General features: G+C 45.3%; 16 protein-coding genes and 1 tRNA gene. 13 read left to right on the top strand and 4 right to left on the bottom strand.

Features of this window, described 5'->3' with window-relative positions; genetic code table 11:
* Positions 1 to 9: 9 nt before the first annotated feature.
* Both cphA (ICN17_RS10250) and cphA (ICN17_RS10245) read right to left on the bottom strand, forming a co-directional pair.
* Complete coding sequence (gene cphA / locus ICN17_RS10250) at positions 10 to 2,580, bottom strand: cyanophycin synthetase (RefSeq protein ID WP_216237521.1); 2,571 nt, start codon at positions 2,578 to 2,580, stop codon at positions 10 to 12.
* Positions 2,581 to 4,776, bottom strand: a complete 2,196-nt coding sequence (gene cphA, locus ICN17_RS10245; RefSeq protein ID WP_216237520.1) for a cyanophycin synthetase — start codon at positions 4,774 to 4,776, stop codon at positions 2,581 to 2,583.
* Positions 4,777 to 4,980: 204 nt separating this feature from the next.
* On the opposite strand from cphA (ICN17_RS10245), the gene ICN17_RS10240 reads away from it, so the two are divergent.
* The 11 genes from ICN17_RS10240 (at position 4,981) to ICN17_RS10190 (ending at position 16,252) form a co-directional block, all read left to right on the top strand.
* On the top strand, positions 4,981 to 7,329 hold the full coding sequence (locus tag ICN17_RS10240; protein WP_216237518.1) for an ABC transporter ATP-binding protein: 2,349 nt from the start codon (positions 4,981 to 4,983) through the stop codon (positions 7,327 to 7,329).
* The gene (locus ICN17_RS10235) at positions 7,326 to 7,793 is read left to right on the top strand and encodes a DUF1854 domain-containing protein (RefSeq protein ID WP_216237516.1); all 468 of its coding nucleotides are present in this window, start codon (positions 7,326 to 7,328) and stop codon (positions 7,791 to 7,793) included. Before ICN17_RS10240 ends, ICN17_RS10235 begins: the two co-directional genes overlap by 4 nt.
* A gap of 15 nt (positions 7,794 to 7,808) precedes the next feature.
* Positions 7,809 to 7,884 (top strand) — tRNA-Thr (locus ICN17_RS10230).
* Positions 7,885 to 8,198: 314 nt separating this feature from the next.
* Complete coding sequence (locus tag ICN17_RS10225; protein WP_216237670.1) at positions 8,199 to 9,197, top strand: tripartite tricarboxylate transporter substrate binding protein; 999 nt, start codon at positions 8,199 to 8,201, stop codon at positions 9,195 to 9,197.
* Between the two features lie 83 nt (positions 9,198 to 9,280).
* Positions 9,281 to 9,808 carry a tripartite tricarboxylate transporter TctB family protein gene (locus ICN17_RS10220; RefSeq protein ID WP_216237513.1) on the top strand — a complete coding sequence of 176 codons (528 nt, stop codon included), beginning with the start codon at positions 9,281 to 9,283 and terminating at the stop codon, positions 9,806 to 9,808.
* A 33-nt stretch (positions 9,809 to 9,841) separates the two neighbouring features.
* Entirely contained in the window at positions 9,842 to 11,341 is a 1,500-nt protein-coding gene (locus ICN17_RS10215) for a tripartite tricarboxylate transporter permease (protein WP_216237511.1), read from the top strand.
* Between the two features lie 96 nt (positions 11,342 to 11,437).
* Entirely contained in the window at positions 11,438 to 11,809 is a 372-nt protein-coding gene (locus ICN17_RS10210) for a DUF2946 domain-containing protein (protein WP_216237510.1), read from the top strand.
* An 81-nt stretch (positions 11,810 to 11,890) separates the two neighbouring features.
* Positions 11,891 to 14,035 carry a TonB-dependent receptor gene (locus tag ICN17_RS10205; protein ID WP_216237507.1) on the top strand — a complete coding sequence of 715 codons (2,145 nt, stop codon included), beginning with the start codon at positions 11,891 to 11,893 and terminating at the stop codon, positions 14,033 to 14,035.
* Between the two features lie 2 nt (positions 14,036 to 14,037).
* Positions 14,038 to 15,288: a sialidase family protein gene (locus tag ICN17_RS10200; RefSeq protein WP_216237504.1), complete on the top strand. Its 1,251-nt coding sequence runs from the start codon at positions 14,038 to 14,040 to the stop codon at positions 15,286 to 15,288.
* Positions 15,285 to 15,770: a TlpA disulfide reductase family protein gene (locus ICN17_RS10195; protein ID WP_216237502.1), complete on the top strand. Its 486-nt coding sequence runs from the start codon at positions 15,285 to 15,287 to the stop codon at positions 15,768 to 15,770. The genes ICN17_RS10200 and ICN17_RS10195 overlap by 4 nt, the downstream gene beginning before the upstream one ends.
* A gap of 14 nt (positions 15,771 to 15,784) precedes the next feature.
* Positions 15,785 to 16,252, top strand: coding sequence for a copper chaperone PCu(A)C (locus ICN17_RS10190; RefSeq protein WP_216237498.1), 468 nt, complete (start codon positions 15,785 to 15,787; stop codon positions 16,250 to 16,252).
* A 77-nt stretch (positions 16,253 to 16,329) separates the two neighbouring features.
* Here the strand turns inward: ICN17_RS10190 and ilvD are convergent, their stop codons facing one another.
* Positions 16,330 to 18,024 (bottom strand): dihydroxy-acid dehydratase, encoded by a 1,695-nt coding sequence (ilvD, locus tag ICN17_RS10185; RefSeq protein ID WP_216237497.1) that lies wholly within the window; start codon positions 18,022 to 18,024, stop codon positions 16,330 to 16,332.
* Between the two features lie 228 nt (positions 18,025 to 18,252).
* On the opposite strand from ilvD, the gene ICN17_RS10180 reads away from it, so the two are divergent.
* Together ICN17_RS10180 and ICN17_RS10175 are read left to right on the top strand one after the other, a co-directional pair.
* Complete coding sequence (locus tag ICN17_RS10180) at positions 18,253 to 18,894, top strand: response regulator transcription factor (protein ID WP_216237495.1); 642 nt, start codon at positions 18,253 to 18,255, stop codon at positions 18,892 to 18,894.
* Positions 18,895 to 18,960: 66 nt separating this feature from the next.
* Entirely contained in the window at positions 18,961 to 19,950 is a 990-nt protein-coding gene (locus ICN17_RS10175) for a RodZ family helix-turn-helix domain-containing protein (protein ID WP_216237493.1), read from the top strand.
* Positions 19,951 to 19,975: 25 nt separating this feature from the next.
* Here the strand turns inward: ICN17_RS10175 and ICN17_RS10170 are convergent, their stop codons facing one another.
* Positions 19,976 to 20,314, bottom strand: coding sequence for a P-II family nitrogen regulator (locus ICN17_RS10170; RefSeq protein ID WP_087910253.1), 339 nt, complete (start codon positions 20,312 to 20,314; stop codon positions 19,976 to 19,978).
* Positions 20,315 to 20,352 lie beyond the last annotated feature (38 nt).

Below are 20,352 nucleotides of genomic sequence, written 5' to 3'. Positions count from 1 at the left end.
AGTTTGATCTTAGGGCTTTACTTTTTCTTTGAGGTAGGCAAGCGACTCTTCTACTTGATCAATCAGAATGAGGCAGATATCTCCAGCAGAGATATCCTCTAGAGCGGTATCAATCGCCTTAAATTCCCCGTGAATTTCTTTCACTTGCTTGGCTTTAGTTGCGCCTACTAAGCCTTCTTGCAATAGTTTAAGTACTTCGCCATCTTCACGACCGCGTTGGCAAGCATCTTGATACAAGATGACGTTATCAAATGAGTTCCCCAAAATACGGGTGAGATCACGAATATCTTCATCGCGTCGATCGCCGGCACCACTAATCACAACATGACTTTTCTTAGGCTTCATGGCTTGAATAGCGCTAGCTAGCGCACGCATTGCATCTGGATTATGGCCATAGTCAGCAATGACGGTTGCACCGTTGTGCTGGAACTGATTGAAACGACCTGGTACTGAGTTTGCATCGCTTTCAAAACTGTAGAGGGCGCGTGCAATTTTCTCAGCATCCAATCCGAGTGCCCAGGCGGCACCGATTGCGGCCATTGCATTTTCTACTTGGAAGCCGAGTACCCCATTTTGGGTGATTGGGATTTCGCTTACAGGGAAGCGATACACAATTTTTGCACCCTTCGAGGCAAGAATGTGGCTGCCATCAAAGTAGATCACCTTCTTATTCTTGGCGCGATGTGCTGCAATGACTGGGTGGTGTTGATTCTGAGCAAAGAAAATCACTCGGCCAGAGCACTTATCACCCATTTTGACCACGATAGGATCTGCGGCATTGAGTACGGCGGCGCCAGTAGGTGCAACGTTTTGCACGATGACACGTTTAAGAATCGCTAAATCCTCAACACTGGTGATGTAGTTCAAGCCGAGATGATCACCTTCGCCAATATTGGTGACTACAGCCACTTCACAGCGATCAAAGCCAAGGCCTTCGCGTAACATTCCACCGCGGGCTGTTTCTAGCACGGCAGCATCAACATCTGGGTGCATTAATACATTGCGAGCACTCTTGGGACCGCTGCAATCCCCAGAGTCAATCAAGCGATGATTAATGTAGACACCATCAGTTGTCGTCATTCCGACACGAAGACCGGTCTCATCTAATAGGTGGGCAATTAAACGGACAGTAGTTGTTTTGCCATTGGTTCCGGTGACGGCGACCACCGGAATGCGACCGTCATCACCGGGAGGGAACATGGTATTAATGATGTCTTCACCAACAGGACGACCTTTTCCGTATGAGGGCTTGAGGTGCATGCGCAAGCCAGGGGCAGCATTGACCTCAACGATGCCCCCACCTTGCTGCTCTAATGGTTTGTAGATAGATTCACATAAGATATCTACACCTGCAATATCAAGCCCAATCATTTGTGCGGCCGCTACAGCACTTGCAGCTACATCGGGATGGACATCATCAGTGACATCGGTGGCCGTGCCGCCAGTGCTGAGATTCGCGTTATTGCGAAGTAGTACACGTTCACCAGTTTTCGGAACATGCTGAGGAGTGAGTCCATTACTAGCTAGATGAGTTAAAGCAATGTCATCAAACCGAATTTTAGTGAGAGCAGTTGCATGACCATCGCCACGCAACGGATTTTTGTTTTCGATTTCAACCAATTCGGCAACAGTATGCATACCGTCGCCAACAACTTGAGCGGGCTCTCGACGCGCTGCGGCTGAAAGACGGTTACCAACTACGAGTAGACGATAGTCAGCACCAGGAAGGTAGCGCTCAACAATGGTTTCGCGACCAAAGCCTTGGGTGACCTCAAAGCCAGCGCGAACCTCTTCTTCAGTTTCTATATTGGCTACTACACCTTTACCTTGATTGCCATCTTTGGGTTTGAGAACAATCGAGCCACCAATTTTTTGGGCAGCACGCCAAGCATCATCAGCAGTAGTCACAACCTCACCAATGGGCACTGAAACACCTGCGGCAGCGAGTAAGTTTTTAGTGAGATCTTTATCTTGTGCGATTGCCTCGGCAATTGCACTGGTATCACTAGTCTCGGCCGCTTGAATGCGTTTTTGTTTGCTGCCCCAACCAAACTGCACCATGCTGCCTTCCGTCATGCGGCGGAAGGGAATATTGCGCTGTACAGCTGCATCAACAATAGATCCAGTGCTAGGACCTAAGCGAACATCTTCATATAAGGCCTCTAGCTCAGAAAGAGCAGCGGCGAGATCAAGCGGCATATCATTCAATGTCGCCTGAATGAGTGCAAAGGCAAAGTCAAAAGCCATGCGGCCAACAACCTCTTCGGTGTATTCAACAACGACTTGGTACACCCCAACATCGATGGTTTGAACTGTGCGACTAAAGGTCACTGGGCAGCCAGCTTGTGCTTGCAGTCCAAGGGCGGCGTATTCTAAAGCGTGCGCTAGAGACAGTTTTTCATTAGGGGCGCCACGACGCATGCTTCCAAGCTGCGGAAAGCGTTCACGAATCTTATTTTCAAACTGCGGGATCGAGTCAATCGAGCGTTCAGATGCTTCACAAGAGACAATTGCTTCTAGTGCAGTATGGCGACTCCATAAATTGGGTCCGCGTAGCATGCGGATACGAGTGATTTCCAATTAGACCCCTGAGGAATTTGTGACATCAGGCATGAAAGTTTCCACTCCTGCTTTAATAATGCTAAATGGAATCTCTAGAGCCCAGGCAGCGCCGATTGCGGCAGCAAGACTTAAATGTGGAGCCCACTCCGATTTCGGATAATTTTGGATAAAAGAGGGCACTGGGATTACCAGTGTTTCTGAATCACCTTGCATGAGGGTAATGGCTGTAGGGGTTGCAATAATGACTCTTCCCTTATTTTTTTGATGTTCGGTAATGACGCTTGAATTACGATTTTCCGAGAAATACATCACCTCGCCTTTAGATAGCTCGGCCATCTTCACAATCATTGCATCATCCGCATTCAGAACGCAAACGCCAGTAGGTAATACAACATCAACCTGAGTTCGTACTACATTAAATAATTGATCTTCATCGCTAATGTTGTGTTCTGGAAATAGACCTTGAGGATCTACGTTCAGAACTATCCCCACATGACATTGATCATAGGATAAGCCTTCGAGCAAAAGTGAGGCATTGTTATTTTCGATAACCGCCAGTTCTATTGTTCTGTTTTGTAGTGTACGTCTACCATTTTCCCAATTGGATTGAGAGGTACGAGTAATAGATCTGCTACCAAAATATAAATCTTTGCTAGAAGATAATCCAACATTCACATTGGTGAGTCTTGCAAAATGCGCAACCATTTCAGCGGTGATCGTTCTGCCCTTGCTGCCGCTGATGCCAATGATAGGAATGCGGAAATCTAAGTCTGGAGGGAATAGATGCTCAGCAATTGCTTCGCCAACGGGTTGTGGCTTACCGCTGGCTGGTTTTAAATGCATTAGAAGGCCGGGGCCAGCATTCACTTCCACAATGGCGGCATTTTGTTCAGCCAGTGGGCGGCCGATATCTTGCGCAACCAAATCTATACCGGCAATCTCAAGACCAACGACGCGCGCTGCTAAAGCTACTTGATAGGCAACATCTGGATGAACTAAGGCAGTGACATCAAAGGCGACGTTACCATTGCTCTGAATCAGCACTTTTTGATCTAATGCTGGAACACTTTCACCAGTAAGTTGTTGGCGTGCAAGCTCCAGCTCTACTGCTGAATCAATTTTTACTGGATTAAGTGGGTGCTCTTCTGCATTTCCGCGACGTGGATCAGAATTAATTTGTATTTGAACGAGCTCGCGAATAGTGTGTTGACCATCACCAGTCACCCAGACGGTCTCTCCTTTTGCAGCGGCAACCACTTTATTACCAACCACAAGAAGGCGATGCTCGTCACCGACAATGTGACGTTCCACAAGCACTTCGCTGCCTTCATCAATTGCTACTGCATAAGCAGCTTCAATCTCTTGTTGGGTGAAAAGATTGATGAATACGCCGCGACCGTGATTACCGTCAATAGGTTTAACTACAACAGGTAAACCAATATCTTGAGCGGCTTCCCAGGCATCATCGGGACTAGTAACGGTTCTACCTTCTGGAGTAGGAACTCCTGCACTTCGTAACAAACTCTTTGTTAAGTCTTTATCTCTTGAAATCGTTTCAGCAATGGCGCTCGTTTGGTCTGTTTCAGCGGTCCAAATACGACGTTGTTTAGAGCCGTATCCAAGTTGAACTAAGTTCCCGCTGGATAAACGGATATGCGGAATTTCACGGGCAGTAGCTGCATTCACAATGCAGGCGGTACTGGGCCCTAAGCACAGATCATCGCTTAACTCTCGTAACTCTTCGATGATGTTATTTTTCTGCGCAATCGGATCGCCACTATCCTGAATTAAGGTTAGCAAAAGGTCCCGAGCGTGTGTAAATGCTTTTAGAGTTACCGCCTCTTCTGTTGCGCTGACAATAACCTTGTAAACGCCTCGACCGCCTCCATCTCGGGCTCTTCCAAAGCCGCCGGGGATGCCTGCTAAGTTTTGCAGTTCAATGGTTAGATGCTCTAGGATGTGACCAGGCCAGGTACCTTCTTCAACACGCTTTAAAAAACCGCCTGGCTCTCCATAGCTGCAACGATGCTCATGAAGACTAGGGAGGCAAGCACATAGACGCTCATAGAAGCCAGGTATTTTGTCTGATGGATAGTCTTCTAAATCCCCGATATCAATCAAAACCTCTAGAGCTGGGTTATAGCTCCACATATTAGGGCCACGAAGATGCCTGTGGCTGAGAATCTCAATCGATTTATCTTGTAATTGGGGCATGTTGGGAAATTGCGAGTGCTGGGGCCGGGCATTGGCCATGACTCGTCAGACAGTCTCTCTATTTATAGTTTTTATTTAAAACTCACAAAATTAGCAAAAATACATAAAAAGGCCTACTTATATCAATTTAACGTTTTTTAGAGCTCTAAAGTTGACAGGAGCTATAAATCTAAAAAATCTAGCTCCACTATACTTTTAGTACCGATGAAGCTCGAAATCCTCCCTTTTGCCCCCGTATTGCCAAGCTATTGGCAGTCTATTTTGCAGGGTGAAAAATCTCCAGTCCGCAGCCCAGAGGCCTTGCTGGCATGGGTAGAGTTGGATTTGGATGCGGAATTGTGCTTTGAGAAAAGCCTGTTATTCCTGAATGAAGACGGCCTGTATTGGACCGATGGCAAGCAATTTGAGTCTTGGCCCATTGGGCGAGAAGAGCATTTAGCGCACGGCGACCATGCAGGGGTGGGTCATCTCAGACTGGAATCAGCCGATCACCTGCTTCGGACTTGGTATTTCACTTTGGCAGTCAATCCACAGATATTGCGTTTGCAATCCAGGTTTAAGCAGCTATCCAAAGGTGAAGAGCAAGACAATGCAGAAGCTAGTGAATACGACAAGCAAGTTTGTCAAGCTTGTTTAAGTCCAAAGCCAGCAAATTCTGATTCATGTCCCACTTGTGATCCAGAGGATGATGCGCCACCTTCCACGTGGACGCTCTTTAAATTATGGCGTTTTGCAAAGCCATACAAAAAACAACTTGCATTAGGTTTTGTGCTTACTTTGTTATCTACTGGTGCAACCCTAATCCCACCGTATCTCACGATGCCATTAATGGATCATGTTTTGATTCCGTATGAACGTGGCAATCCAATTGATTTTCATTTGGCGAGCATGTATTTGCTGGCTTTATTCGCTGCAGCGATTGTCGCTTGGGCTCTGGGTTGGTGGAAGACCTATTTACTTGCATTGGTAAGCGAGCGCATCGGCGCTGATTTGCGCAACACGACCTTTGAGCACTTACTGAAACTTTCCTTAGAGTATTTCGGCGGAAAGCGTACTGGGGACTTGATTGCGCGTATTGGGGCAGAGACTGATCGCATCTGCGTTTTCTTGTCCTTATACGCCGTAGATTTTGCAACTGATGTACTCATGATCACCATGACTGCAGCAATCTTGGTATCGATTGATCCCTTGCTTGCCTTGGTGACACTAGCGCCATTGCCATTTATTGTGTGGATGATTCATGTGGTACGCGATCGCTTGCGTTTTGGTTTTGAAAAGATTGATCGCATTTGGTCTGAAGTGACCAATATCTTGGCCGACACCATCCCAGGAATTCGTGTCGTGAAAGCATTTGCTCAAGAAGATCGTGAACTCAAGCGCTTCGTAGATTCAAATAAACACAATTTACAAATTAATGATCGCGTCAATCGTGTGTGGGGATTATTTTCTCCAACCGTCACCTTGCTTACCGAAACCGGATTATTGGTTGTGTGGGGTTTTGGTATTTGGCAAGTGGCTCACCAAAAAGTCACCGTTGGCGTGTTGATTGCTTTCTTGGCCTATATCGGACGCTTTTACATTCGCTTAGATTCAATGAGCCGAATTGTTTCTCACACCCAAAAAGCAGCAGCAGGGGCCAAGCGTATCTTTGATATTTTGGATCATGTATCCAGCGTTCCTGAGCCGATTAATCCAGCCCCATTAGAACGGCCAGTTGAAGGCCGTATTTCCATGCGTGGCGTAGGTTTCCGCTACGGTAACCGTGCGGTATCTAAAGGCATTGATTTGGATATTGCCCCTGGTGAAATGATTGGTTTGGTAGGGCATAGTGGTTCGGGTAAGAGCACATTAGTGAACCTGATTTGCCGTTTTTACGATGTGAGCTCCGGCTCGATCGCACTCGATGGGCGCGATATTCGGAGTATTCGAATCTCTGACTATCGTAAATGTATTGGCTTGGTCTTACAGGAGCCATTCTTGTTTTTTGGCACGATTGCTGAGAATATCGCTTATGGAAAACCTGATGCTACTCGGGAAGAAATTATTGAAGCGGCTCGAGCAGCACACGCCCATGAATTTATTCTGAGACTGCCACTGGGTTACGATTCTTTAGTGGGTGAGCGTGGCCAATCTCTATCGGGTGGCGAGCGTCAACGAATCTCTATCGCACGAGCACTTCTCATTAATCCAAGTATTTTGATTTTGGATGAGGCGACATCATCGGTTGATACCACTACCGAAAAAGAGATTCAGCGTGCTTTGGATAACTTAGTGAAAGGCCGCACAACCATTGCGATCGCACACCGTTTGTCGACACTCAGAAAGGCCGATCGCCTGGTGGTGCTTGATAAGGGCGAGATTGTAGAGATTGGCTCACACGAACAATTGATGGATGCTCAAGGGGCTTACTACACCTTGTATCAGGCACAACTGCGTCATGCGGCTGAGTTGGTTGAGGGCGTTGCAATTGGTGAGAGTCTTGAGGAGCGCCAAGATGAAAAGCAAGAAGAAAAATTAGAAGTCATTGCAAAGAATATTGGGGGTGGTGTATGAATAAGACCCATCAGCTAGAACGAGACTCACTTGGCCGCTTGGTTTTTATTGATGCTAAGGGTGAGCGACATCTTGGTGTTTATCCGGTCCGAGCATTCCCTATTACCGCACCTAGTGCTGGCGTTGGTATCATGAACCAGTCAGGCAAAGAAGTGTGTTGGTATCCAGACGTTGCGCTGATTCCGCAGGTAGAACTCACTTTGATTGAAGAAGAGTTAGCGGCTCGCGAATTTATGCCCGTCATTGACAGAATTACTAAGGTATCGACATTTGCCACACCAAGCATTTGGGATATTGAAACGGATCGCGGCCCAACGCGAATTCGTCTTAAGGGCGAGGAGCATATCCGCAGAATTGCAGGTAATACTTTGTTGATTGCTGATGCCAATGGCCTACAGTTTTTAATTAAAGATTCCACGCAGTTGGATAAGGTCAGCAAAAAGCTGCTGGATCGATTTCGCTAGAATAAAAACGGATTTGCCGCTTTAGCTCAGTCGGTAGAGCAGTTCATTCGTAATGAAAAGGTCGCCAGTTCGATTCCGGCAAGCGGCACCAGTCTCTCTACTAGGGTAAACACTTAGCTTTTTACTTCATCCGTCTTTTGCAGCAATCCAAGCTAATAACCATTTTTGTTATGTGCATTTATTGTGCATTAAATGCAGTTTTTTATTCTGGATCTAAGTACACTCAAGACTGTCTTTGGCTTGATTTATCAGGGTTTCTACTAGATTGCAGAAGCTCTTGTGGATCGATTTTGAAATTATTGATGGCAGTCAAGTTATGTTGAGTCATCTTGTTTAAAAATCACTCACACATTAGATAAGCCAGATATAAATTGGCAAACCATTTTTGGAGGAGCATATATGAAGATGAAGTTAAAAGGGGCATTGATTTCCACCGCCTTAGCCCTCGGTGTCGCTGGTGCATCACCTGCATTTGCTGCATGGGAACCAACTAAACCTGTTGAGTTCATCATTCCTGCTGGTCCTGGTGGTGGCGCTGATCAAATGGCGCGCATGATCCAAGGCATCATCACTAAAAACAATTTAATGAAGCAAGCAGTGATCCCTGTAAACAAGGGCGCTGGTGCTGGTGCTGAAGGCTTCCTCGCCATGAAGGAAGCTAAAGGTGATCCAAATAAGATTGTGATCACACTTTCTAACTTGTTTACTACTCCATTAGCAACAGGCGTTCCATTTAACTGGCAAGACATTACTCCAGTAGCCATGTTGGCGCTCGACCAATTCGTTTTATGGGACAACGTTGACAAGCCTTACAAGACTGCTAAGGAATATATCGATGCGGCTAAGGCAGCAGGCCCAGGTAAATTCAAAATGGGCGGTACAGGCTCAAAGTCTGAAGACCAGATCATTACTGTAGCGATTGAAAAAGCCACTGGCGCTAAATTTACTTACATCCCATTCAAAGGGGGTGGCGATGTTGCTGTTCAGCTCGTTGGTAACCACATTGATTCTTCTGTAAACAATCCAATTGAGGCAGTTGCTCAGTGGCGTGCAAATAAATTACGTGCATTGTGCGTATTTGATGACACCCGTATGCCATACAAAGAGAAGGTTACTGATACACAGTCATGGTATGACGTACCAACCTGTAAAGAAGCTGGCGTGCCTACTGACTATGTGATGTTGCGCGGCATCTTTATGGCTCCAGGCGTAACTCAAGAGCAAGTTGATTTCTATATCGAGCTGTTCAAAAAAGTTCGTGCTACACCAGAGTGGAAGAAGTTTATGGCTGATGGCGCATTCAATCAGACATTCATGACTGGAAAAGAGTTCAGAAACTGGCTCACATTAAACGAAGCTTTACATAAGCAACTGATGTCTGAGGCTGGCTTCTTAGCTAAGTAATTTGTAGGAAATTGGATAGGGCCTCCACTAGGGGGTCCTATTTTTAAGTGGTGTATTAATAACTTTATTGATAAACAAAGCAAATGTCTGAACATACAAATAATTCAAATCAAGAATCAGCGATCAGCGTTAGAGCAATGGATATCATCACTGCGCTCGTATTTATTGCGATTGGCCTGACGGTGATGGTAGGCAGCCTGAAGTTGGGTGCTAGTTGGGGCGCTGACGGTCCTGAAGCGGGATATTTCCCCTTCTACATTAGCTTGATTATTCTGCTTTCAAGCACAGTCACTCTTTACCAAGCCGCAATCGTTAATAAGAAAAAGAAAACAGAGTCATTTGTCGATAGCGAGCCTTTAAAGCAAATTATGGCTGTGCTTTTGCCTGCGATCGTTTTTGTGTTGGGCGTGCAATTGATTGGTATTTATGTTTCTTCAGCCCTTTACATCGCTATCTTTATGGTGTGGCTAGGAAAATATCCAATTTGGAAGGCGGTTGCTGTTTCTGTTGGAGTGAGCGTTGCCCTCTACCTCATGTTCGAGTTCTGGTTCCAGGTTCCATTGCCACATGGCGCATGGTTTAACCCGCTCGAGTTTGTTGGCGTGAACTAAAAAATAAAAAAGATTAGATAAAAGGAGTTCAAGTTGGAAGAAATTAGCGCTCTATTCAACGGCTTTGCCGTTGCAATGACACCCTTTAACTTGCTGTTAATGTTGGTTGGTGTAACGCTCGGTGTGATCATCGGTGTGTTGCCAGGTTTAGGTGGTGCAAACGGTATTGCGATTCTGTTGCCGTTGACATTCACCATGCCACCAACATCGGCAATCATCATGCTCTCCTGTATTTATTGGGGCGCATTGTTCGGCGGAGCGATTACATCAGTGCTCTTTAATATTCCAGGCGAACCCTGGTCAGTTGCGACAACCTTTGACGGTTATCCAATGGCCCGAAATGGTAAAGCTGGCGAGGCATTAACAGCAGCCTTCACATCTTCATTCGTAGGCGCATTCTTCGCCATCGTGATGATTACCTTTTTGGCGCCCTTGGTTGCGAAGTTTGCACTCCAATTCGGTCCGCCGGAATTCTTCTCGGTGTACTTACTTACCTTCTGTAGCTTCGTTGGCATGAATAAAGGGTCGCCATTTAAGACCATCTCAGCAATGATGCTGGGCTTTGCCTTGGCTACTGTTGGTATGGATACTGTTACTGGTCAGTTGCGCTTGACATTCGGCAATCCAGAATTAATGCGTGGCTTTGACTTCTTGATCGCTGTGATCGGCTTATTCGGTATCGGCGAGATTCTGCTTTCGATGGAAGAGGGTCTTGCATTTAAAGGTGCAGCAGCTAAGATTCGCGCTAAGGTGGTTTGGGAAACTTGGAAGCAGTTACCAAAATACTGGGCTACTTCATTGCGCAGCTGTTTGATTGGTTGCTGGATGGGTATTACTCCAGGCGGTGCAACACCAGCATCTTTCATGGCGTACGGTGTAGCGAAGCGCGTATCTAAAGAGGGCGATAAGTTTGGTACCGGCAAGATGGAAGGTATTGTTGCTCCAGAAACTGCAGCTCACGCTGCTGGTACTGCAGCGCTTCTACCAATGTTGTCTCTCGGTATTCCGGGCTCACCAACAGCAGCGGTATTGCTCGGTGGCTTGTTGATCTGGGGCTTGCAACCTGGTCCATTGCTTTTCGTAGAGAAGCCAGACTTTGTTTGGGGCTTGATCGCGAGTATGTATTTAGGTAACTTGGCTGGCTTGTTTGTTGTGTTAACTTGCGTGCCACTGTTTGCCTCTATCTTGAGAATTCCATTCTCAATCATTGCTCCAGTCATTATTGTGATTTGTGCGGTGGGTGCATACACCGTTCATAACGCGATGTTTGACGTTTGGTTGATGATGGGCTTTGGTATTCTGGGCTATGTCTTCAAGAAGCTCGATTACCCAATGGCTCCAATGGTCTTGGCCTTGGTATTGGGTGACCGTGCAGAAGATTCGTTCCGTCAATCTATGTTGTTCTCACAGGGTAGCTTAGATATTTTCTTCTCTAACCCATTGGTTGGCGGCATTACATCTCTGGCACTAATCCTGCTCTTCTGGCCATTGATTGGTAAGTTTGTTGGCAAGAAAAAGGACGCTGCTGCATAAAGCTTAGCTGGTCAAAAGCCAGTCTGATCTAGTGAAAAAGGGGCGCAAGCCTCTTTTTTCATGGAAAACACAAAATTCCGATAAAATTCCATCACCATGAATTTCCATAAAAACCGCCTCGTTCACTGGATTGCTGCTTTCGCAATCGCAATGAGCGCGCTTGCACCCGCCGTTTCTCAAGCGGTATCGCTTGCAAAGCATGGCCAAGGTTTTGCGATGGAGATTTGTTCGGTTGATGGCAGCAAGATTCAAATCAATGTACAAGGTGAAGAGCAGGAAGTAGCAGAACAAGCGCAACCTTGTCCTTACTGTTTTGCACAGAGCGTCATTACTCCAGCTTTTAATACCAACCTGAAATTCCAGGCGCCGCAAACATTGGCTTTGCTGCCAGCACTTTTCTATCAATCACCTAAGCCTCTTGCTGTTTGGGTAACTCCTCCCTCAGCAGCACCTCCTACACAAGCCTAAATATTTTTTAGGGCATAGCTTAGCTATGTAGTTGGCAACCAAGTAAATATGTTGCCGTAATGTTGTGTGGAGAAGTAAATCTTGTTTCAGAAGAAAAAAATTAGTTCACACGTAGGTATTTTGTCAGCCGCAATCCTGATTGGAGCTAGTGCGTATGCGCAAATTGCACCACCGCCAGATTATGATCAAAAACTGTCTGATATGGTTGTCACTGCAACTAAATCAGGGACTATTCTGCGTGATATGACTCAAAACACCACTATTTTGACTAAGGAAGAATTAGAGATTGCTCCAGAGCAAACAATTGATCAAATATTAAAGAACCAGTCAAGTGTATTTCTGAATGATCAACCTTTCTATGAAAAGGACCCGACAGGCCAAAGTATTAATGTCCGTGGATTAGGCAATGCTAGAACTTTGGTTTTGATTGACGGGGTCCCAGCAAATGACGCAATGTATGGAACAGTACAGTGGAATTTAGTGCCCATGTCTGCTATTCAGGATGTGGAATTTATCCGCGGTGGTGTTTCTAGCTTGTATGGAAATATGGGCATGGGTGGCGTAATTAACATCACAACCAAGCCCATTGGCGACAATAAAGGAGAGGTTTCAGGAAGTATTGGCTCTTATGCAACTGGAACAGTGGCGGTATCAAAAGAATTGGCAATGAGTGACTCATTTAAATTACGAGCATCGGCCGATTACTTTAGTACCCAGGGTTATCAAAATATTGCAACAATCTCCCCCTCATCGCAGAGCGCCTTGAAAACGGGTATGGGTAATGAAAGTGCGGAAAATGCAAATTACAGATTGCAAGGGTCTGCAAAGCTCAGTCAAGATACTGATAGTTTTTTTAATCTCGGCCTACATTCAATGTCAAACTTACCAACCGGTGGGTATAACTTTGCAAGAAAATCTACTAATGAGATGACGATTTCAGGCGGCTCTACTACAAGACTAAATACAAGCGAGCAAGTTCAAGTTAATGCCTATTATGAAAATACAACCTTGCAACAGCAAAATGTGAGCTCAACCAATCCTTATATTAATGCTACATTTCATAACCCCTATTATCAGCTTGGGGGATCGGCTCAATATACAAATAATCTTCGAGATAAGATAATTGATCAATTTATAATGAGCGTAGATGCGAAGCAATTATCTGCATCTAATTTTCAAAATAACTATGCCTCACCTGGTGCTGCAAATTATCAAACAAGTAAATTAGGAGCACTAACCTCGCAGGTTGTTGCGCAGGGAACCCAAAATTTTGTAGGTGTTTTAGGTCAAGTTAAATCAAATCTTAAATCTATCCCACTGCAGGCAACTTTATCAGCTAGAGTGGATAACTGGACTAGTCAGATCCCCACAAACTATACGCAAGCAGTCGGCGGCGCTCAGTTAAGCACCGCCGTACCCAATCAATCTAAAACAAAGCTGAGCCCCAATTTAGGGTTACTCTATCGTGTATCTAAGGAGCTAGATTTTAGAGCAGCAGCTTATCAAGCATTTCATGCTCCTGGCCTTAATAACTCAATCCGTAGTTATGGCTCTGGTGCAAGCTATGTCGCCAATAATCCATTCTTAACTCCAGAAAATATGACTGGATATGAGGTTGGGTCTGACTATCGCTGGAACGCTGGCTTTATCCAAGCAACGGCTTACAACGCAAATATTACTAATGCAATTGCTACCTATACTCTTTCAAGTAGTCAAATTGCAAGTACATGTTCTCCAGTATGTAGTTCGGGTGCCAAATCCTATAGTAATGATCAATCACTTCGTAGTACTGGTTTGGAGTTGCAGGGTCGCTATGACATCAGTTCCAAATGGGCTACCGATCTTAGTTATACCTTAACGAAAGCAGTTCTAACCTCTACTTACGGGGCAATCAGTAGCGCCTTAAATCCTACGGGCGTTCAGATCGCAGGCACACCCAGGAATATGGGAAGTGCAAATATTACATACTATCCAGTTTCAAAAACAAGTCTGACTGCTACAGTACGCTATATCGGGAATTCTTGGTATGACACAGCCCATACACTACCAATCCCAGCTTATGCAGTATTAGGTGCAAGGGTGAATCATGAGATGAGTCCAAATACAACCGTCTATTTAAGTGTAGTCAACCTCTTGAATCGAAACTACATAACGTTCAGCTCTGGTTCGCAGTACATTGCCGGTCAGCCGCAGACAATTACCGCGGGCGCACGTATCATATTTTAATTATGAAAGTATCTCGGAAATCACTTCCTTATCGCCTAGTATTGGGTGGACTCTTCATATGCGTACTTAATTTGCCAAGTATCGCTGGAGGAGAAGATCATACTTCACGTATATCGGGCTCGTCTAAAGCAATAGTCCAATGCCAGGGGGCTAGTCTAGATTGTGCTAATGCAGCCACTCCATTTTTCTCTCCTGATGGCAAGTTACTTCTGGCTTGGACTGCAAACGGAGTGGTATCGGTAGGGCAGTCTTCTGATTTTGGGAAAACACTCACATCCACAGTCAAAATTGCAGAGCATGGCAAGTCATTGGACGTTGGGAGTGATGCGCGACCTCAAATTGTTGTCGATAAGCAAGGCAATGTTTTTTTAGCTTATGCATTTTTCAAAGACTCTAATTGGAATGCGCAAATTAACACCGCAAGATCAACCGATGCTGGGAGTACATTCAGTTCGCCGGCATCCCTAGTTCAAGATAGCTCTAGCCAGCGCTTCCCCTCAGTCTTAATCAGGCCTGATAATTCTATTTTTATTTCTTGGATTGATAAACGGCTGATAGCAGCTGCAAAGCAGAGCGGAGTAAAGCGTTTAGGTGGATCAATCGCATACTCATTTTCAAATGATGGTGGAAAAACATTAAGGACTGAGCGATTTGCTAATGAGAGTAGTTGCGAATGCTGCCGTATTGGTGGAGCTTTGGATACTAAAAATCAACCTGTGATTGTCTATCGAGCGATATTCTCAGGCGGCATTCGGGATCAAGCAAGCCAAGTGATTTCTGCGAATGGCGCTGAGCCAATGCGTCGCGTTGCAGATGATGATTGGAAGACAGATGCGTGTCCACATCACGGCCCATCAATTGCGGTTTCTGGATCTGGGAAATTCCATGTAGCTTGGTATACCCAAGGAAATAAGCGCTCAGGTGTCTTTTATGCCAACTCTAGCAATCAGGGGATTAACTATTCCATACCCTCTAGGATTGGGTCAGAAGGTGCAAATGTATCCCGACCTTATCTATTAGCGATGGGTCAGCAGGTCTGGTTGGCTTGGAAAGAATTCAATGGCACTGATGCATTGGTTTACATTAAGCAATCTGCTGATGATGGAAAAACATGGGGTACTCCACAGATGGTTTCTAAAACAAATGGATATAGCGACCATCCTTTATTGGTCAATAATGGTGATGCAGTCTTTCTCTCATGGCTGACAAGGACTGATGGGTACCAATTAATTCAGGTTGGACAGCAGCAATGAAAAAATATTTACTCGCATTTGTACTTGCTATGGGAGTCACTCATCTTGCATTTGCCGATAAACCAAATCTCAAACTATATCAGGGCGGTGACTGGTCTAGTTTAGTGAAGACTGCCAATAGTACGCCAGTGGCCATTCATTTTTGGGGTGTTACTTGTCCGGCTTGCGTAAAAGAAATGCCTCTGTGGGGAAGTTTTCTGAAAACTCATCAAAATGCAAAAGTCATCTTTATTCAGGTAGATGATGTTGCCCCTGAAAGCATGCAAAAAATGCTAAATAAGGCTGGTTTAGAAAAAGCCAATAATTACTATGTTGTTGGGCCTTTTGATGAGCGTTTGCGTTATGAAATCGACCCTAAGTGGCATGGTGAGACGCCAACTACTATATTGATAGATAAAAATGGCAGAGCGACCCGGAAAACGGGATTGATGAATTTTCAACAGCTTCAGTCCAGCTTGATTGCTGGCCGAGAGAAAAATTAACTAAAGGGGTATATATGAAACGCAATACATTAGCTTTATTAGTTGTAGCTTTAGGCTTGAGTTTTTCTGTTCAAGCGCAAGAGGCGAGAGTAGGTTCAATCAAGATTGAGAAAGCCTATACCCGCTCTACGGTACCTGGCCAGATGGCTGCTGGCGGCTTTATGAAAATTGAAAATAAAGGTGGCGCTGCTGATCAATTGGTTTCTGCGAGCTCACCTGTTGCTGGTGAAGTGCAATTGCACGAGATGGCCATGGAAGGCAATGTCATGAAAATGCGCCAAGTGAAAGATATCGCTGTACCCTCAGGTGGTGAAGTCGAGTTAAAGCCAGGAGGTTTACACCTGATGTTTATGAATATCAAAGCGCCTTTAGCTGCTGGTGAAACTGTTCCAGTGAAATTAAAGTTTGCCAAAGCTGGCGAAGTGGAAGTCAAGATGCCTGTGAATGCCATGGGTCAGCATGGTGGAGCAATGAAGCACTAAGTAGCTGGCTGCATTATTTGCAGCATTAAAAAAGCCCCTAGTTTTACCTAGGGGCTTTTGTTTTAGGGTCTTGCCAATTAGCTTAAGTCTAAATTTAGGTCTGTTACTGCGCCTTTACTTGCGCTACTTGCAAGGCTTGCATACTTAGCCAGCAAGCCGCGGGTATAGCGTGGCTTCGGTTGTTTCCAGACCGCACGACGCTTAGCAATTTCTTCTTCACTGACGTTGAGCTGAATGAGCAACTTATGGGCATCGATTGTTACAGAGTCACCTTCGTGGATTAGGGCAATGACGCCACCAACATAGGCTTCTGGAGCGACGTGACCAACAACCATGCCCCAGGTGCCACCAGAGAAGCGACCATCAGTGATCAGGCCTACAGACTCACCCAGACCTTGGCCGACGAGAGCAGAGGTAGGTGCGAGCATCTCACGCATACCAGGGCCGCCTTTAGGGCCTTCGTAGCGAATGATGACAACATCGCCATCTTTAATCTTTTGAGCCATGATGGCTGCCATAGCATCATCTTCAGAATCAAAGACGCGGGCTGGACCAGTGATGGATGGATTCTTAAGACCAGTGATCTTGGCAACGCATCCTTCTGGAGAAATATTGCCCTTCAGAATGGCTAAGTGACCTTGCTTGTAGATCGGATTATCTAAAGTACGAATGACTTTTTGATCTGCGCGTGGTGCAGACGGAATATCTTTTAAGGTTTCAGCAATTGTTTTGCCGGTGATAGTCATACAATCGCCGTGCAGTAATCCACCGTCGAGCAAAATCTTCATGACTTGTGGAATACCACCAGCCTGATGTAAGTCGGTTGCTAAATAAGTGCCTGATGGTTTCATATCCGCAATGACTGGAACGCGCTGACGAATACGCTCAAAGTCATCAATCGTCCAATCAATCTCAGCAGCACTAGTAATAGCCAAGAAATGCAATACCGCATTGGTAGAGCCACCAACAGCCATGATGACGCTCACAGCGTTCTCAATGGATTTCTTGGTAATGATGTCGCGTGGACGTAAGTTATTTTTAATGGCTTCAACCAAAACACGGGCAGACTCGGCAGCGCTAGCTACTTTCTCCTCATCTACGTTAGCCATGGTTGAGGAGTAGGGCAGGCTCATGCCAAGGGCTTCAAAGGAAGAGCTCATAGTATTGGCGGTATACATGCCACCACATGAACCACTACCTGGGCAGGCATGCTCTTCCACGCCTTTTAAATCTTCTGCACTTAATCTGCCAGAAGTAAATTCACCAACAGCTTCGAATGCCGAAACAATATTGAGATCTTTGCCTTTGTAATGACCGGGCTTAATGGTTCCACCATAAACATAGATTGCTGGAACATTAGTGCGTGCAATTGCCATCATGCCGCCTGGCATATTTTTATCGCAACCACCGATGACGACAACACCATCTTGCCAAAGGCCATTGACACACACTTCAATACTGTCGGCAATCACTTCACGTGAGACGAGAGAATATTTCATACCCTCAGTACCCATGCCAATACCATCAGATACGGTAGGGGTGCCAAATAGTTGAGCCTTTGCACCAGCTTCTTCTAGAGCCTCAACTGCAGCGTCAGCCAATTTTTGCAAGCCACTATTACAGGGGGTGATAGTGGAGTGGCCATTAGCAACGCCAACCATTGGCTTTGAGAAGTCCTTATCTTTGTAACCCATGGCGTAATACATCGAGCGGTTGGGTGCGCGAGCGACTCCCTCGGTGACCATGCGCGAGCGTTCATTAAGGCGTTTCATGCTTTATTACTCCAGAAAGTGTGGTGTCGAAAGGCTCTATTGTGCCGTGAGATCTCATTGGGGGCTGAGCTTCCTATTGAAACAAAAAAGGTCGGGAAGTTATTGCAATGCAATATGAAAATCTGAGTAAATTCGCTGAGAAATTTTAATGATTAGCTATAAAGCTAATAGCTAGCCAAAACATACTGCTGTAAATTAGGTAAATTATTACTTTTCCCTTTAAATTCAATGACTAAAGTCGGCCACATCTACTTAATTGACGATGATGAATCAATGCGTATCTCTCTGGCGAGAATGTTGCGTGAACTGGGTTATTTGGTAGAGGATTACGCCTCGGCAAGTATTTTCTTGGAAAAGTCTGTGCCAGTATCTCCCGCAGTCATTCTTTTGGATATGCAGATGCCAGATATGACTGGCCTGGATCTACAGGAAAAGTTGCTCAAATTAGGCCGCAAGACCCCAATTATTTTCGTCAGCGGCCAAAGCCACCCTCATCAAATTGTTCAGGGCCTCAAAAAAGGGGCGGTTGACTTCCTCTTTAAACCCTTTAATTTGGAGGAATTGCTCAAGGCTGTAGCGGATGCGATTGATTTTGATGGTCGCCAGCTAAAGAGGATATCTATGGATGTGGAGACTAGAAGAAATTATGAAAATTTAACCCCTAGAGAGCGAGAAGTATGCGGCTGGCTAGTCAAGGGTCTCCTAAATAAGGATATTGCCGTGCAATTAGGCACAACTGATGCCACAATAAAGGTTCATAAGGCTAGGGTGATGGACAAAATGCAGGTGGATTCGGCCCAAACTTTAGTAAAAAAGTATCTTGAATCAGACCTTGAGAATCACCCATTAAATCATTCACTAAAGGGCTAATTACCCATTTAGTATTTTCGGGCTAGTATCAGTTTTATTATTTCTATAAGAGACAGACGATAAGTCGTGAATAAGTCAGTAAAGCTACCGGAGATTCGCAAAGAAGCCTTTACTAGAGCCAGAGAAGCTCTTGGCTTAAGCACGAAAGAATTGTCTGGGATGGCATGTCTCTCTGTTCGTCAGATTGAGCAAATTGAAAATGGCGAGACTAGCTCATTTTATGGTTCCCAGATCAAAGTTACTGCCGCAAAAAAAGTTGCCGGTTTACTCAAGTTAAAAGAAGAAGACGCTTTTGATTTTGGCGAACAAGCGCCCCCTGAAAAAACCATCGTAGAAAAACCTGTAGAGCCTGTAGTGACAAATAAAGTTGCCACAGTAGAAAAAGAGTCTGTACTAGACAAAAAATCCAAGCCACAGCAAGTGGAGGAGACACCCAAGGTAGTTATTAAAGATCCAAAACCCCTGACACAATTTGAGGGTAGTAAGGCATCTACACAAAGTAATCCAAAAAAGAAACTGTTTGTTCTCTTAGGTATCGCTACCGCACTCGTATTTTCAATAGTCAATTTACGCCCACTATTTTTTCCTGAGCCACCCAAGGAAGAGATTGTGGTGGAGGTGTTGCAAGAAGCGCCACCAGCCAATGCTCCGGTTGAGGAGGCTAAGCAGGCAACGGCTCCAGCTATCACATCAGCTCCAGAGCTTGCAGCTACAGCAGCGGTTTCAACAGATTGCCCTGCAGCTGACTCAGCCACAGTGACTTATAAGCCAGATGCCCCTAAAAAGGCGGGAGATATGGTTTACTTTCAATCCAAGGCATCACAAACTGTTTGCGTAACTGATGCATCTGGTAAGACCCAAAATAAAACTTTAGAGCCAGGAGTTGGCGCAAGTATTTATGGCAAGCCACCTTTTAAAGTGCTTACATTAGGTTTGAATCAGGTCGATTTGTATTTCCAGGGCGCAAAGGTACGCACAGGTGGTGCTGGCAAGACCATTATTTTAGAGGCGGCTGAAATCAGTCAGCCTGCAGCCTCAGATTCTCAGATGCGCTGAGAATCTGTATTGGCTTTAACAGAGATCACACAGCAGATTCGTTTGTTTCGCCGGTACGAATACGAATCACTTGCTCTACTGCAGTAACGAAAATTTTTCCGTCACCGATTTTTCCAGTACGCGCTGCTTTGGTAATCGCTTCAATTGCAGCTTCAACGCGATCACTGGGAACAACAGCTTCCACTTTTACCTTCGGTAAAAAGTCAACTACGTACTCAGCACCACGATAGAGTTCGGTATGACCTTTTTGACGGCCAAAGCCTTTAACTTCCGTGACGGTAAGACCAGTAACGCCCACTTCCGCTAAGGCTTCACGCACTTCGTCGAGTTTGAACGGCTTAATGATTGATGTAATTAATTTCATTTATTCCCCCTAATGCAGTAATCATACCTAGAACTAAA

Origin of the sequence: Polynucleobacter sp. 73C-SIWE (assembly GCF_018882465.1) — a bacterium.
Taxonomy (GTDB): domain Bacteria; phylum Pseudomonadota; class Gammaproteobacteria; order Burkholderiales; family Burkholderiaceae; genus Polynucleobacter.
Note: the sequence above shows the minus strand (reverse complement) of the source record. Positions and strands in the feature narration are given on the sequence as shown.

What these genes read in the sequence shown, in the direction of transcription:
- cphA (WP_216237520.1), bottom strand. Translation starts at nt 4,776, where the DNA reads ATGCCCCAATTACAAGATAAATCGATTGAGATTCTCAGCCACAGGCAT.
- ICN17_RS10240 (WP_216237518.1), top strand. Translation starts at nt 4,981, where the DNA reads ATGAAGCTCGAAATCCTCCCTTTTGCCCCCGTATTGCCAAGCTATTGG.
- ICN17_RS10235 (WP_216237516.1), top strand. Translation starts at nt 7,326, where the DNA reads ATGAATAAGACCCATCAGCTAGAACGAGACTCACTTGGCCGCTTGGTT.
- ICN17_RS10225 (WP_216237670.1), top strand. Translation starts at nt 8,199, where the DNA reads ATGAAGTTAAAAGGGGCATTGATTTCCACCGCCTTAGCCCTCGGTGTC.
- ICN17_RS10220 (WP_216237513.1), top strand. Translation starts at nt 9,281, where the DNA reads ATGTCTGAACATACAAATAATTCAAATCAAGAATCAGCGATCAGCGTT.
- ICN17_RS10210 (WP_216237510.1), top strand. Translation starts at nt 11,438, where the DNA reads ATGAATTTCCATAAAAACCGCCTCGTTCACTGGATTGCTGCTTTCGCA.
- ICN17_RS10200 (WP_216237504.1), top strand. Translation starts at nt 14,038, where the DNA reads ATGAAAGTATCTCGGAAATCACTTCCTTATCGCCTAGTATTGGGTGGA.
- ICN17_RS10195 (WP_216237502.1), top strand. Translation starts at nt 15,285, where the DNA reads ATGAAAAAATATTTACTCGCATTTGTACTTGCTATGGGAGTCACTCAT.
- ICN17_RS10190 (WP_216237498.1), top strand. Translation starts at nt 15,785, where the DNA reads ATGAAACGCAATACATTAGCTTTATTAGTTGTAGCTTTAGGCTTGAGT.
- ilvD (WP_216237497.1), bottom strand. Translation starts at nt 18,024, where the DNA reads ATGAAACGCCTTAATGAACGCTCGCGCATGGTCACCGAGGGAGTCGCT.
- ICN17_RS10180 (WP_216237495.1), top strand. Translation starts at nt 18,253, where the DNA reads ATGACTAAAGTCGGCCACATCTACTTAATTGACGATGATGAATCAATG.
- ICN17_RS10170 (WP_087910253.1), bottom strand. Translation starts at nt 20,314, where the DNA reads ATGAAATTAATTACATCAATCATTAAGCCGTTCAAACTCGACGAAGTG.